The organism is Pseudoduganella sp. SL102, from assembly GCF_027856995.1.
Taxonomy (GTDB): Bacteria; Pseudomonadota; Gammaproteobacteria; order Burkholderiales; family Burkholderiaceae_D; genus Rugamonas; species Rugamonas albidiflava.
Map to the genome: position 1 here is coordinate 3,283,247 of NZ_CP115554.1, position 15,211 is coordinate 3,298,457.

Below are 15,211 nucleotides of genomic sequence, written 5' to 3' on the forward strand. Positions count from 1 at the left end.
AGACCAGGCGCACCATCGCTCGGCGCCTGGCCCATCAGGAGGGGACAACATGAATCGAACCAGCAGGACCGCCATTGCCCTGGCGGTAGCCCAGCTCGCGTGGACGGCCGGCGCCGCGCATGCGCAGGAAGCCGACGCCGGCGCGGTGGTGGTGGTCACCGGCCAGCGCGCCGCGCTCAATTCGGCCCAGAAGATCAAGCAGGATTCCGACGAGATCGTCGATTCGGTGGTTGCCGACGACATCGGCAAGCTGCCCGACCGCTCGGTCACCGAGGTGCTGCAGCGCGTGGTCGGCGTGAGCATCAACCGGCAGGCCGGCGACAACGAACGCTTCTCGGTGGAAGGCGCCGGCGTGAACATCCGCGGCCTGAACTATGTGCGCTCGGAACTGAATGGCCGCGAGGCCTTCGCCGCCAACGGCGGGCGCTCGCTCAGCTGGGGCGACATTCCGCCCGAACTGATGTCGGGCGTGGACGTCTACAAGAATCCTTCGGCCGAGCAGACCGAAGGCGGCATTTCCGGCCTGGTCAACCTGCGCACCGCGCTGCCGTTCGACTTCAAGGCGCAGCGCGTCGGCGGTTCGCTGGAAGTCACCCATTCGACACTGCGCAAGGGCAAGCCGGACCTGTCGGGGTCCCTGCTGTATTCGAACCGGTGGAAGAGCAGCCTGGGCGAGTGGGGCGTGCTGTTCGACGTGGCCTCGTCGGACAGCTCGACCCGCACCGACACCTTCCAGTTCGAGCCGTTCTACCCGCGCACCGGCATCGAGCCGGGACGCACCGTATGGATCCCGAAGGGCGCGCAGTGGCGCACCTACGAGTACGACCGCAAGCGCCAGGGCGCCTACGGTGCCCTGCAATGGCGCATGAAGGACGTGCGCAGCCACCTGACCCTGTTCCAGTCGCGCTACAAGGACAATGCGCTGGAACAGTCGATCTTCTCGTCGGCCGCCCCGTACGACCTTCAGGTGTCCGACGCCACGTACGACGACCGGGGCGCGCTGCTGACCGGCACCATCAGCGACCGGACCAACGGCGGCATCCCGTTCAGCAATGCGGGCGGCTTCAACAAGGGCAACTCGAAAACCACCGACATCGGCTGGAACGTGCAGTGGAAGGTATCGGAAGACTGGACCCTGTCCAGCGACCTGCAGCGCACCACCTCGAAGGCGGATGCCTTTTCGTCGGCGGTAGGCCTGGGCATGCTGATGCCGAGCCAGCGCCTCGACTACCGCGGCAAGCTGCCGAGCATCGAGTTCACCGACGCGCAGCGCACCTTCCTGGCCGACCCCGCGAACTACTACTGGGGCAGCACGATGGAGCACATGCACCGCAATACCGGCGAGCTGAAGGCGTGGAAGGGCGATGCACGCTATACCTTCGACCATCCGGTGCTGCGCGACCTGCGCTTCGGCGTGCGCCTGACCGACCGCGAGGCGCTGACGGTCAACTCCGATCCCAGCTACAACTGGAAGGGCGTGACGCAGCCGTGGATGGTGGACTGGGACATCGGCAAGCTGGCCTACCTCAGCGACCCGCGCTTCAACGCGCCGACGGTGACAAACAGCTTCCCGAACTTCTTCGGTGGCGACATCAGCGTGCCGGCGGTGGTGTTCCCGGCGCCCAGCGTGGCCGCCGGCTATCCCGACTCGTACCAGCTGCTGCACTCCTACCACATGCTGCTTTGCCAGGAGCAGAGGGTGGTCCTCGGCGGCGGCACCTGCGAGGCGTGGACGCCCGCGCGCTTCGGCGGCGACAACCCGGCCGGCACCAACGACCAGCGCGAGAAGACGCGCGCCTTCTACACCCAGCTGCGCTTCGGCTTCGACAACCTGGCCTATCCGGTCGACGGCAACCTCGGCGTGCGCTATGTGCAGACCCGTTCGCGCTCGCGCGGCTACACCTCGTTCCGGCCCGGCGCGGCGCCACCCCAGGGTGCCCAGGTCACCGGCCTGCCGGTGCCGATCATCCCCGCGTTCGAAGAGCGGCGCGACGTGAAGAACGACTACAACAACGTGCTGCCCACCTTGAACCTGCGCCTGAAGGCCAGTGACAAGCTGCAGTTCCGCGCCGCGTTCGGCACCTCGATGTCGCGCCCGGACTTCGACGACCTGCAGGCCTACACCAGGATGTCGCAGGACGTCGACTCCGTGCTCAACGAAGCCACCGGCGTCACCACTGTGACCGCGGTGCGCCGCACCGGCACCGCGGAAGGCAATCCTTCCCTGAAGCCGATCACCTCGCGCCAGCTCGACCTCACTGCCGAATGGTACTTCGCCAATTCCGGCTCGCTGACGCTGGCCGTGTTCGGCAAGCGCCTGAAGGATGTGATCATCGACCAGACGGTGTCGATCGGCCTGCCGGACGTGCAGGGCAACCTGCAGCAGTTCCTGGTAACGTCACCGGTCAACGGTGCGCGCGGCACCGTGCGCGGCGCCGAGATCGCCTACCAGCAGTACTTCGACGGGCTGCCCGACTGGCTGAAGGGGCTCGGCCTGCAAGCCAACTACACCTATGTCGACAGCCATCGCAAGCTGTACAACCCGGTGCGCAGCGAGTTCTGCTCGGGCAGCGAAGGCGGGGCCGCCAACATCAACCTGAACATGAACGGCTGCGATATCGATGGCCGGACCTTCGGCGACCTGCCACTGGCGCAGATGTCGAAGAACGCCTACAACGTGGCGATCCTGTTCGACCGGGGACCGTGGTCGGCACGCCTGGCCTTCAACTGGCGCTCGCGCTACTTCCTCAGCACGAACACCAACGGCACGCGCGGTTCGGACGGCACCGACACCAACCCGGCCAGCCCGGACTTCGGCGAGCGCAACGTGGCCTGGGGCCTGCCGCTGTGGGCCGACGATTACGGCCAGCTCGATGGCGGCGTGTCGTACAAGTTCAGCGAGAACTTCAAGATCGACTTCCAGGCGCAGAACCTGAGCGACGCGCGCTACGGACAGACCATGCACCAGGGGATCGGCGACAAGCGCCGCGCCCACTTCGTCTCGGGGCCGCGCTACAGCCTGCGCGCCGGATATTCGTTCTGAACCCACTTACCAACCCAAAGAGCCATGATGAAAGCACGACTGCCACAACTGATGCTCGGCGCACTGTTCGCCGCCCCCTTTGCCGTTTCCCTTGTTGCCACCGAGGCCCATGCCCAGGCCAGCGTCAAGCCCGCGGCGGCCGCCCCGGCCAAGTTCACCGAACTGGCCAAGACCCCGCAGATGGGCTGGAACACCTGGAACACCTTCGCCTGCGACATCAACGAGCAGCTGATCCGCGAATCGGCCGACGCGCTGGTCTCGTCCGGCATGCGCGAGGCCGGCTATGTATACGTCAACATCGACGACTGCTGGCACGGCAAGCGCGACGAGAATGGCTTCATCCAGCCCGATCCGCAGCGCTTCCCGTCCGGCATGAAGGCGCTGGCCGACTATGTGCACGCCCGCGGGCTCAAGCTGGGCATCTACTCGGATGCCGGCGCGCACACCTGCGCCGGCAAGCCGGGCAGCCGCGGCCACGAATACCAGGACGCGCAGACCTACGCGCGCTGGGGCATCGACTACCTCAAGTACGACTGGTGCGACACCGAGGGATTGAACTCGAAGGGTGCCTACACCACCATGCGCGACGCCCTGCGCGCCGCCGGCCGGCCAATCCTGTTCGCCATCTGCGAGTGGGGCGACACCAAGCCGTGGGACTGGGCGGCGGACGTGGGCCATTCGTGGCGCACGACGGGCGACATCTATCCATGCTGGGACTGCGACTTCAACCGCGGCACCTGGTCGTCGTGGGGCGTGCTGCCGATCCTCGACAAGCAGGCCGGCCTGCGCAAGTTCTCCGGCCCGGGGCGCTGGAACGACATGGACATGATGGAAGTCGGCAAGGGCATGACGGAGGACGAGGACAAGGCGCACTTCTCGATCTGGGCGATGATGAATTCGCCGCTGATCGCCGGGAACGACATCCGCAAGATGTCGGCCACCACCCGCAAGATCCTCACCAACCGCCGCGTCATCGCCCTCAACCAGGACGAGCGGGGCATCCAGGCATGGCGCTTCATGAACGACGGCCAGCTGGACATGTATGCCAAGCCGCTGGCCAACGGCGAGTGGGCGCTGATGTTCCTGAACCGCGCCGACAAGGCGCGCAGCTACCGGTTCGACTGGAACGAGCATGAACTGAAGGATGAATTCACCCACAACCAGGTCCACTTCGGCAAGGTGCGGCACAGCTTCACCGAGCTGTGGAGCGGCGACACCGGCGATACCGGCAAGCCGTATGCCATGAATGTGCCGGCGCACGGCGTGGTGGTGCTGCACCTGCGGCCCCAGAGCCCCCGTTAGGACCCGGCTCGTACCGTGTCTCCTCTTCGGCGCCCCGCAGTGTAATGCTGTTCAGATAAATCAACCCCAGGTGCAAACCCCGGGGTCAGAGAGGAGTGCTGGCATGCATGCCAGCACCGTTCCGCAGGCGCGAAGCATGCTTCGCGAAACCCCTGCTTCACCCCGGCGGGTCTGACCCGAGCCTCTCGCTTCTGGGGTGAACGCATGCGTATTGGATCGCTGCGTACCAACTGAACGGCGCTACCCTCGGGGCGCTATTTTTAGCGAGGCCCGGCATATTCACCGATCCACTCATCCACGGAGACCGCATGTGGCATTCGTTCAAACGCGCCTTGCTGGCGCTGTCGCTATTTGCCTGGCTGCTGCCGGCCGGCGCCCAGGCGCCGCGCGAGCGCATCAATCTCGACCGGGACTGGCGCTTCGCCCACGGCCACGCCCATGACGCCCGCCAGGACTTCGGCCATGGCCTGCGGGCGTTCTTCTTCGCCAAGGCGGGCTATGGCGACGGCCCGGCGGCACCCGGCTTCAAGGATGCCGGCTGGCGCAGGCTCGACCTGCCGCACGACTGGGCGGTGGAACTGCCGTTCGATGCGCGCGGCGATACCAACCACGGCTCGAAGGCGATCGGCCGCGCCTTCCCGGAAAACAGCGTGGGCTGGTACCGCAAGACCATCGAGATCCCGGCCAGCGATCGGGGGCGTCGTATTGCGCTGGAATTCGACGGCGCCTACCGCGACAGCGTGGTCTGGGTCAACGGCCACTATCTCGGCAGGGAGCCCAGCGGCTATTCGGGCTTCCGCCACGACATCACCGATTACCTCGACTACGGCGGCACCAACACGATCGCCGTGCGGGTCGACGCCACGATGGAAGAGGGCTGGTTCTATGAAGGCGCCGGCATCTACCGGCACGTGTGGCTGACCAAGACCGCGCCGCTGCACGTGGCGCAATGGGGCACGTTCGTGAAGACCGCCGTGGCCGATGGGCGTGCCGCGATCGAGGTGGACCTGAGCGTGCGCAACGATGCCCGGCAGGCCGCACGCTTCACGGTCGAACACCGCATCCTCGGCCCGGATGGTGGCACGCTGGCGCACACCCGTGCCGCCGGCCTGGCCGCGGGCGCCTCCGCGACGGCCGCCTCCCGCCAGCGCCTGGTGCTGGCCAAGCCGCGCCTGTGGTCACTCGACGACCCGCACCTTTACGTACTGCGCACCACGCTGCTGCAGGACGGCCGCACAGTCGACAGCTACGAAACCCGCTTCGGCATCCGCACCGTATCCTTCGACCCGGACAAGGGCTTTTCCCTGAACGGCAAGCGCATCAAGCTGCAGGGCACCAACAACCACCAGGACCATGCCGGCGTGGGCGTGGCGCTGCCGGATGGCTTGCAGGACTGGCGCCTGAAGCAGCTCAAGTCGTTCGGCGTCAATGCCTACCGCACGGCGCACCATCCTCCCACGCCGGAGCTGCTGGATGCCGCCGACCGTCTCGGCATGCTGGTGATCGACGAGCACCGCATGATGGGCACCTCGCCGGAGATCGTCTCGCAGCTCGAGCGGCTGGTGCGGCGCGACCGCAACCATCCGAGCGTGATCCTGTGGTCGGTCGGGAACGAGGAATGGGCCCTGGAGGGCAAGCCGCTCGGCACCCACCTGGCGCGGGAAATGCATGCCATCGTCAAGCGGCTGGACCCGACCCGGCGCACCTCGGTGGCCACCAGTTCGTCCGGCCGGGGTACCTCGCTGGGGGCCGACGTGATCGGCTTCAACTACGGCGCCCAGCACGATGTCGACGCCTTCCACCGCGCCCATCCCGGCAAGCCGGCCACCATGAGCGAAGAGGGCTCCACGCTGACCACGCGCGGCATCTATCTCGACGACCGCGCCAGAGTGCACCTGAATGCCTATGACCGGCAGGGGCGCCCGGGCAACAGCCTCAGCATCGAGGAAGGCTGGCGGCGCGTGCAGGAACGCGACTGGATGTCCGGCATGTTCATCTGGACCGGCTTCGACTACCGCGGCGAAACCACCCCGTTCGGCTGGCCGGCCATCTCGTCGCAGTTCGGCATGACCGACACCACTGGCGTGCTGAAGGACACCGCCTACTACCTGAAGGCGTGGTGGCGGCCGGAGGCCATGGTCCACATCCTGCCGCACTGGAACTGGCCGGGCCGGGAAGGGCAGCCCGTCGACGTGCGCGTGTACAGCAACGGCGACGAGGTCGAACTGCTGCAGGATGGACGCTCGCTGGGCCGCCAGCCGATGCCGCGCGATTCGCACCTGCGCTGGAGCGTGCCGTATGCGCCCGGCCGGCTGGAAGCCGTGGCGTACCGGCGCGGCGTGCGCATTGCCGATACCGCGGTGGCGACCACCGGCACGCCGGCGACCGTGCATCTTTCCGGGGACACGGAGCGGCTTGCGGCGGACGGCCGCGCCATCGCCGTCGTGTGGGTCAATGTCCGGGACCGCGAAGGACGGCTGGTGCCGACCGCGTCGGACCGCATGGACTTCGCGGTGACCGGGCCGCCGCGCATCATCGGTGTCGGCAACGGCGATCCCGGATCCCATGAAGCCGACCGGCCGGCCGAACGCCACGCATTCATCCCGCTGTCGGGCTGGCGCACGCTGGCGCTGGAGGGAGCGGATGCGGCTTCGGCGCCGGCCGCGCCGGATGTCGTTTCCGCGCTGGCGCCTGATGCCGACCTCGCGCGGTGGCGCGATCCGGCGCAATGGCTGCCACCCGAGCGGCAGCCGGCACGTACGCCGTACCTGGTGCTGCGCGGGCAGTTCGACCGTCCCCGCCTGGCCCCCGGCCAGGGTGCCAGGCTGTTCGTCGACCAGCTCGACCCGGGGCAGCAGGTGCATGTCAACGGCGTGCCGGTGAAGCCCGAAATCGTCGACGGCAGCCCGGCGGTCCTGCTGGACCCGGCGCTGCTGCGCGACCGGAACAGCGTGGCATACGTGCTGCCGACGCCGCCCGATGGCGTGGCGGGGATGTTCGACCGCTCGGCCGGCACCAGCCGCTGGGGCAGCGTGCGCGTGACCACGCCCGCCGCGCCGTGGCGGCGCAGCCTGTTCAATGGCTGGGCCCAGGTGATCGTGCAGTCGACCGGGGAACCGGGCACCGGCACGCTGACGGCGACCGCGCCAGGCCTGCCGCCGGCAACGCTGCAGCTGGACGTGCGCTGACTCGGGCGGGGCCGGAATGCAGTGCGAGCCGCGTCATCTCACTCCGGCTTCGCCTGCCCCGGCAACGTCAGCACCATCGAGAAAAACATCTCGTTCGTATCGTTCCACAGCTTGAGGAAAATCCTGTTGCGGCCCTTCTTGAAACGCACCAGCATCCGCCGCTCGGTGCGATTGAAACCGGCATCGTATCCCCGCCGGTTTCGATACACGGAATCGAAGAACCAGCCCTTGTTGCTGTCGTCGCTCTTCCACATGATCCTGTCGTTCAGGTACACCGTGGCGTCGTCGTCCACGCCCAGCCAGACCATCAGCTCGCGTTCCTCGTCCATCAGCACTTCGGTGTAGCCGTAATAGACGGCGTCCTCGACTGGCTCCCGCGGGATCAGCGGATAGGCCATGCCAGGCACGTATTCCCACCGGAGCAGCTGCTGGTCCTTGCCGCGATACACCGCATCGAGCAGCACGGCCTGCTCCGGCGGGTAGACCGGCGTCTTGGCAGTACCGCGATCCCGGCGGCCCGGGAAAGGCCCGATAAGATACCAGCTGTTGAGGTGGATGCGGTCGGCGTACTGGCCGCCGGCGCCCAGCATGCGGCCTTCGCCCTTGGTGACAGGGCCGGTACCCACCCCGGGAATCCGGCCGCTGCCGTATCTGATCAGGCGGCCGACCGTGCTGCGGTGACGCGGGGCGCGCGTGGCATCCACGCCCTGGCCCAGGAAATCATCGATCCTGTCGGCCGCATGGGTCCCGGCACCCGCCCGATCCTGGCCTGCCTGCCCGGACTGGCGATCGTGTCCATTTGCGCCGCTTCGCTCATCGGCTCCGTCCAGTCCCGTTGCAGGGCCGGTGGCGGCGCGTGCTTCGGCATTGCCGGATCCACCTTCGGCACCAACGGGCAACGGGGCGTTGGGCGCTTCGCCGTGCGGGCCGCTGGCGCTGACCGCTACGCCTTCCTGCTTGCGCCGCAGGTCGTCGGCGCGCCGGGCCAGCAGCTCGCGCGCGTGTTCTTCCAGTCCAGCGATTTCATCGGCCGGGTTGCCGGCCTCCGGTGGCGCAGGCGTTGTCGATGGCATTTCCGCATCGACCTCGGCGCGCGCCGCTTCCTTGCTCATCCCGGTCAGGCGCGCCAGTTCCTCGGCCCTGATATCCCGATGGATATCGTCGATGGCTTTCGACAGCACCCGGGCCCGGGCGAGCTGCTCGCGCGGATCGTCCGATACGGGCGGGAGAGCGGTCAAGGCTGCATCGGGTCCAGGCTCGGACCTGGTGGACTGCGCCATGAGCTCCTTGATCTTCTGCAGGTCGTCGACCCGGCGCACGGTGCGCGCGCGGTAGGTGGCCTGTGCGCTGTCGGCGACCTGCGTATCCTGGCGGCGCTGCTCCACCTGATACGCGCCGAACCAGTACAGGGTCCCTCCCAGGGCCGCATGCAGGGCCAGCGATACGGCCACGTAAGTGCGGAAAGGCGCCCTGCGAAGCGCGAGCGGGGTATCGCCGAAGTTCATTGGCGGGTATGCATGGAGATCCGGGTGAAACCCTCGAACTGGCACAGGTCGAGCACGTGCACGATGTCCTGGTAGCGCGCGTCCTCGTCGCCGTCGATACGGATCGGGCGCTGCGGGTTCTTTGCCGCTTCGGCCTTCAGCCGGTCGTGCAGCTCCTGTACCCCGACCTTGCTGCCGTCGAGGTAAAACTTGCCGCGCTTGTCGACGCCGATCGCCAGCGGGCTCGGGGCCGCGGCCGCGCGCGTCAGGCTCATCTGCGCGGCGGGCAGCACCACCGGCAGCTCCTTCTGCGGTTTCTCCTCCTTCTCCGGGGTCTTGAAGCTGGAGGCGACCATGAAGAACATCAGCAGGAAAAAGATACAGTCGATCAGCGCGATCAGGCCAATTTCCGGCGCTTCGTCCTCGCCCAGGTCAATGCGCATTCAGCACCTGGAGATGTGGCTGGACGGGCACCGGCACGAACCATTCGTTGAGCAGGGCATTGACCTGCTTTTCCAGCGCGAGGCTGAAGAACATCATGCGGTTCTTGAAGAAGTGGTGCATGCCCAGGGCCGGCAGCGCCACCGCCAGGCCGGCCGCCGTATTGATCAGGGCTTTCGAGATGCCGCTGGCCAGCAAGGCCGGATTGCCCATGCCCTCGGAATACGCGATCACGTGGAACGCCTCGATCATGCCGACGACGGTGCCCAGCAAGCCGACGATGGGTGCGACGGTGGCGATGATCGCCAGCGCGTAGAACTTCTGCTGGTGGTGGCGCAGCTCCATCGACGCGATGTCGCCGGCGCCGCCGCTGACGAAGGCGTGCGGCTGGTCGCGGTAGCGCGACATGAAGGCGATGATGCGCGCCAGCGTGCTGTCGTCCTGCTCGAGCAGGTTCGCCAGCGCGGCGTGATTGCGCGCCGCCCACAGGGGCCGGGCCTGCGCCACCAGCCCCGCGGGCAGTATCGCCCTGGCGCGGAAATGCACCAGCCGCTCGGCGGTGACGGCCACGAACAGGATCGACAGGGCGAGCGTCACCAGGATCGCCGCGCCGCCTTCCCGCAGCTGTTCCACCAGGTTGATTTCAGCGGCGCGGGTGCCGGTCGCACAGCACAACAGCGCCAGAAGCAGGACTGACCGATTGAATGTAAGCATTGGATGGCAGGTTTTCCAGGGATAGCGGTATGCAGCGATTGGCTTGCCACAGGATAGCAGCTTGCCGAGCGGGAAAATCCTCGGATTGTCACGAGTGGTCTCGTGTGACGACACCGACGCGCCGTGGCCTGCCGTCGGCAACCCTGCAATTCGACATGCGCTGGCCAGGGAGGCGGTGCAGCAGTTTCCAGCCCTCAAGCGTGCACCGCATCTTTGCCAGCTCCTTATAGTGGTGGCCTTCTTTTGATGTCATCACAGGAGAAGACCATGTCACAGCCATCGCAACAGCAATCGCAACAGCAATCGCAACAGCAATCGCAGCAAAAGGCACAGCAGGAAGGGAAGCAGGAGGCGCAACAGCAGCAGCCCCCTGGCACCGAGGACCAAATGCGCCCGGCCGCCGACCATGGCGAGGCCACCTATCGCGGCATGGGCAAGCTGCTGGACAAGGCCACCGTGATCACCGGCGGCGACAGCGGCATCGGCCGCGCGGTGGCCATCGCCTTCGCCCGCGAAGGCGCGGACGTGCTGATCTCCTACCTGAACGAAGACGAGGACGCCCGGGAAACGGCCAGGTGGGTCGAGGAGGCGGGCCGCAAGGCCGTGCTGGTGCGCGGCGACCTGGCCGACCCGGCGCACTGCCGCGCCGTCATCGCCAGGGCGGTGGAGGCGTTCGGCCGCATCGACGTGCTGGTCAACAATGCCGCCTTCCAGATGACCCGCGATTCGCTGGACGAGATTCCGGACGAGGAGTGGGACTATACCTTCCAGACCAACATCACCGCCATGTTCCACTTGTGCAAAGCCGCCGTGCCGCACATGCGGCCCGGGTCGTCGATCATCAACACAGCCTCGGTCAATTCGGATACGCCCAAGCCCAAGCTGCTCGCCTATTCCGCCACCAAGGGCGCCATCGTGAACTTCAGCGGCGGGCTGGCGCAACTGCTGGCGGAGAAGGGCATCCGCGTCAATTCCGTCGCCCCCGGCCCGATCTGGACCCCGCTGATCCCGTCCACCATGCCACCGGAACAGGTGGAAAGCTTCGGCCAGCAAGTGCCGCTGAAGCGCCCCGGCCAGCCTGCCGAGCTGGCGCCGACTTATGTGCTGCTGGCATCGAACGACGGCAGCTACATTTCCGGCGCGCGGATTGCCGTTACCGGCGGCGTGCCGGTGATCTGATCCAACGTGCCGAACGCTGGGGGATGCGTGATGCTGCCGGGCCGCGCCATGGAACAGAGATGCGCGGTATTACTACGCGGTTCCTGGCTGCCGACGGGCGTTTCAGGACGGCGCCCGTCCACCCCCGCATGGAGTTTTTGGATTGGCTGTTGTTTCTTTGCGCCAGGAGCGAACTGGCACCGGACCATTCAAAAGACTTTTGTCCCAGCTGCGCCGGTGTCGATGAAGAACTCCACCCTCACCGTGACTCAAGCGGTGCGGCGCATACCTCGACCGACCACGAGAAGTCGTATATATCTTGCTCGACTATCGCCGCATAGCCGTTCTCTGCGCAAAAACGCGCATACCCTTGAGCTTCCATCTGGGAAAGACAGAACTCTATATGCCCGACCGTGGGCGCCTGTTGGCTCGGCCGAGACAGCAATACTGTCCTGGCAACGGTCACGGATGGCGACTTTTCACCGCGCCCCCGGATAATGGTACGGAAACCCGCTAGCAGGCTTGCCAGAAAAAGCATAGCCCGGCGCTGCAGTACGGCAGCCGTTGCAGGGGGAAGTTCAACCGGATTGCTTTGCATAAGTTTCTCCTGAGCAGGATGCATGTAGGAATAGTACTACACGAAAATTGCATTATGCAAATAATAATTTTGAAGTGGAACAAAATATTTCCAGAATGGGCTGCTGTGTTGTTTATTATGTGTCGACGAAAAGCAAAGCTTGACACAATTTCTCAGTGGAAATATCAAGCGAATCCAGTAACGGCAAGACAATTAATATGCCGGCAGAATCCCGCGCGGATGATTTCCATTCATGCAGTTATTCATCAGCTTCGTGAAATAAATACTCGTTAAAGTTGTCGGGGTGACGCGCCGCCTGGCCTGGCAAGAAGGTCCGATCCCATGGCGTTTAACCGCGATATAGCGTGGCGAGCCCCGCCCCTTACAATCAGCTGACAAGCGGTGCCCGAGGCGGTGAAAGATTTTCACTTCAGGCGTCAATTCATTTCAACGCCCGGCGGCGGTTTTGACGCCGGGGCCGGCCATACACTTTCCTCCGACATAACATAAAACCAATCGTCTGGAGGAGCACACCATGCAGGTCTGGAACCAAGTCTATGCACCGCTCGGCAGCCTGGGGCTGTCCGCCCTGGCGGCCGCCGTTCCCATCATCTTCTTCTTCCTGGCCCTGGCGGTCATGCGGATGAAGGGCCACGTGGCGGGCGCCGTCACGCTGGGCCTCGCGCTGCTCGTGGCGGTGTTCGCCTACGGCATGCCGGTGCCGCAGGCGCTGGCGTCGGCCGGCTATGGCTTCGCCTACGGCCTGTGGCCGATCGCGTGGATCATCATCACCGCCGTGTTCCTGTACAAGGTGGTCGACCGGACCGGCCAGCTGGCGGTCATCCGCGCATCGATCCTGTCGATCACCGACGACCAGCGCCTGCAGGTGCTGCTGATCGGCTTTTCGTTCGGCGCGTTCCTGGAAGGGGCGGCCGGTTTCGGCGCGCCGGTGGCGATCACCGCGGCGCTGCTGGTGGGGCTGGGCTTCAACCCGCTGTACGCGGCCGGCATGTGCCTGATCGCCAACACGGCGCCGGTGGCCTTCGGCGCGATGGGCATCCCCATCATCGTCGCGGGGCAGGTGACGGGCATCGACCCGATGCACATCGGCGCCATGGCGGGCCGCCAGCTGCCGCTGCTGTCGCTGTTCGTGCCGTTCTGGCTGGTCTTCATGATGGACGGGCTGCGTGGCGTGAAGGAAGTGTGGCCAGGCGCGCTGGTGGCGGGCGGCAGCTTCGCCGTCACGCAATACCTCACCTCCAACTTCATCGGCCCGGAACTGCCGGACATCACGTCGGCGCTGGTCAGCCTCGTGTCGCTGACGCTGCTGTTGAAGGTCTGGCAGCCGGCCACCGCCAAGAATACCGCCCGCGGCGTGGTGGCGGCGGGTGGCGCGGCCGCGCTGTCCGGCATCGGTGGCTTCGGCGGCAGTGCGGGCGGCGCGCCGCTGGCCGGCCGTACCCGCTCGCCGTACACGCTGGCGCAGACGGTGCGCGCCTGGGCGCCGTTCGGCATCCTGACCGCCATCGTCACGGTGTGGAGCCTGCCGTTCTTCAAGGCGCTGTTCGCCAAGGGTCCGCTGGCCTGGACGGTGATCAAGGTGCACGTGCCGTACCTCGACGGGATGGTCATCAAGACCGCGCCGATCGTCACCGTGCCCAAGGCGTATGAAGCGGTGTACAAGCTCGATATCCTGTCCGCGGTGGGCACGCCGATCCTGATCACCGGCATCATCTCGATGATCCTGCTGGGCATGAAGCCGGCCGACGGCCTGCGCGCCTTCCGGGATACGCTGGTCGAACTGCGCCGGCCCGTGCTGTCGATCGGGCTGGTGCTGGCCTTCGCCTTCGTCGCCAATTACTCCGGCATGTCGTCCACGCTGGCCCTGGTACTGGCCGGCACCGGCGTGGCGTTCCCGTTCTTCTCGCCGTTCCTCGGCTGGCTGGGCGTTTTCCTCACCGGCTCCGACACGTCGTCGAACGCGCTGTTCTGCTCCCTGCAGAGCACCACCGCGCACCAGATCGGCGTGTCGGACACGCTGATGGTGGCCGCCAACACTACCGGCGGCGTGACGGGCAAGATGATCTCGCCGCAGTCGATCGCCGTGGCCTGCGCGGCCACCGGCCTGGTGGGCCGCGAATCGGAACTGTTCCGTTTCACTCTCAAGCACAGCCTGTTCTTCGCCGTCATCGTCGGCATCATGACGGTGCTGCAGGCCTACGTGTTCACGGGGATGATTCCCCATTAGAATGGCTGGCCGGACGCCCGACGCCCGTGCCGGCAAGGACGGGCGTTGCGGCGTTCCTGAAGAACGCACCTATTCCGGACCGCCATGCAAAAACGTTTCCCTCCTGTCCACGCGCTGGTCGCCTTCGAAGCCGCGGCGCGCTCCAGCTCATTTGCGGTGGCCGCCAACCAGCTGTGCATCACCCCCTCCGCGCTGTCGCACCGCATCCGCCTGCTCGAAGAGTTCGTGGGCGACCGCCTGTTCATCCGCGACGGCCGGGCGCCGGCGCTGACACCGTTCGGCCGCAGCTACCTGGAGGTGGTCTGCACCGCACTGCAGACGCTGACCGATTTCCCCATGCCGGGCCGCGCCTCGCCGGTGCAGCCGCGCATCAAGATCACCGTGCCGCCCACCTTTGCCCGCTACCTGCTGCTGCCGCGCCTGGCCAGCTTCACCAGCGCGCATCCGGAGATCGCGGTCGACGTGTTCCTGTCCGTGCCGCTGTACGACCTGGCCCTGTCGGAATCGGACCTGGAAGTGCGCTTCGGCGCCGGCAAGTATCCCGACCTGGAAACCCTGAAGCTGATGGAAGAGCCGGCCTTCCCGGTGGCCAGCCCGGCCTACCTGGAGCGTATCGGCGGCATCGCCAGCCCGGCCGAGCTGGCGAAGGCCACTCTGCTGCGCTCCGCGCTGGAACCGTGGAAGTGCTGGTTCGAGGTGGCCGGGCTAAACTGGCCGGAGCCCGCCACCGGCGTGCGCATCGACGATCTCGGCCTGCTGCTGGAAGCGGTGCGGCTGGGGCAGGGGGTCGGCCTCACGCGGCAGCACTTTTGCCAGGAGATGATCGCCAGGGGCGAAGTGGTCGAGCTGTTCGACATCCGGCTGGCCTCGCCGCCGCATGCGTATTACGTGGTGTACGACCAGGGCACGAAGCTGCGGCCCGAAGTGCAGCTGTTCGTCGACTGGCTGCTGGCGTCCTACGCCGGCGCTGAATAATATCGGATGCAGCGGTGAATACTTTTCACCGCGTGCACCGGCGCTCTGCCGCTACACTGGTTCCAGTGAAAAAAAGCCAGC

The 15,211-nt window shown here is 66.3% G+C and carries 10 protein-coding genes; 6 read left to right on the plus strand and 4 right to left on the minus strand.

Going from position 1 to position 15,211, the window contains the following annotated elements:
• Positions 1-49 precede the first annotated feature (49 nt).
• The 3 genes from OU994_RS13990 (at position 50) to galA (ending at position 7,533) form a co-directional block, all read left to right on the plus strand.
• Positions 50-3,043 (plus strand): TonB-dependent receptor, encoded by a 2,994-nt coding sequence (locus OU994_RS13990; RefSeq protein WP_281611248.1) that lies wholly within the window; start codon positions 50-52, stop codon positions 3,041-3,043.
• A 24-nt stretch (positions 3,044-3,067) separates the two neighbouring features.
• On the plus strand, positions 3,068-4,345 hold the full coding sequence (locus OU994_RS13995) for a glycoside hydrolase family 27 protein (RefSeq protein WP_281611249.1): 1,278 nt from the start codon (positions 3,068-3,070) through the stop codon (positions 4,343-4,345).
• Positions 4,346-4,653: 308 nt separating this feature from the next.
• Positions 4,654-7,533: a beta-galactosidase GalA gene (gene galA, locus OU994_RS14000; RefSeq protein ID WP_281611250.1), complete on the plus strand. Its 2,880-nt coding sequence runs from the start codon at positions 4,654-4,656 to the stop codon at positions 7,531-7,533.
• Positions 7,534-7,571: 38 nt separating this feature from the next.
• Here galA and OU994_RS14005 read toward each other — a convergent pair whose 3' ends face one another.
• From OU994_RS14005 to OU994_RS14015, 3 genes are read right to left on the minus strand one after another with little or no spacing between them, the layout of a single operon-like run.
• Positions 7,572-9,038, minus strand: coding sequence for a hypothetical protein (locus OU994_RS14005; protein ID WP_281611251.1), 1,467 nt, complete (start codon positions 9,036-9,038; stop codon positions 7,572-7,574).
• The gene (locus OU994_RS14010) at positions 9,035-9,460 is read right to left on the minus strand and encodes a biopolymer transporter ExbD (RefSeq protein WP_281611252.1); all 426 of its coding nucleotides are present in this window, start codon (positions 9,458-9,460) and stop codon (positions 9,035-9,037) included. The genes OU994_RS14005 and OU994_RS14010 overlap by 4 nt, the downstream gene beginning before the upstream one ends.
• On the minus strand, positions 9,450-10,133 hold the full coding sequence (locus OU994_RS14015) for a MotA/TolQ/ExbB proton channel family protein (protein ID WP_281611253.1): 684 nt from the start codon (positions 10,131-10,133) through the stop codon (positions 9,450-9,452). The genes OU994_RS14010 and OU994_RS14015 overlap by 11 nt, the downstream gene beginning before the upstream one ends.
• 426 nt (positions 10,134-10,559) lie before the next feature.
• Here OU994_RS14015 and OU994_RS14020 point away from each other — a divergent pair, with 426 nt between their 5' ends.
• The gene (locus tag OU994_RS14020; protein ID WP_131149145.1) at positions 10,560-11,351 is read left to right on the plus strand and encodes an SDR family oxidoreductase; all 792 of its coding nucleotides are present in this window, start codon (positions 10,560-10,562) and stop codon (positions 11,349-11,351) included.
• 238 nt (positions 11,352-11,589) lie between these two features.
• Here the strand turns inward: OU994_RS14020 and OU994_RS14025 are convergent, their stop codons facing one another.
• The gene (locus tag OU994_RS14025; RefSeq protein WP_281611254.1) at positions 11,590-11,928 is read right to left on the minus strand and encodes a hypothetical protein; all 339 of its coding nucleotides are present in this window, start codon (positions 11,926-11,928) and stop codon (positions 11,590-11,592) included.
• Positions 11,929-12,442: 514 nt separating this feature from the next.
• On the opposite strand from OU994_RS14025, the gene OU994_RS14030 reads away from it, so the two are divergent.
• Both OU994_RS14030 and OU994_RS14035 read left to right on the plus strand, forming a co-directional pair.
• A complete protein-coding gene (locus OU994_RS14030; RefSeq protein ID WP_281611255.1) occupies positions 12,443-14,155 on the plus strand; it encodes a lactate permease LctP family transporter in 1,713 nt (570 codons plus the stop codon).
• Positions 14,156-14,239: 84 nt separating this feature from the next.
• Positions 14,240-15,130: a LysR substrate-binding domain-containing protein gene (locus OU994_RS14035; protein ID WP_281611256.1), complete on the plus strand. Its 891-nt coding sequence runs from the start codon at positions 14,240-14,242 to the stop codon at positions 15,128-15,130.
• Positions 15,131-15,211 lie beyond the last annotated feature (81 nt).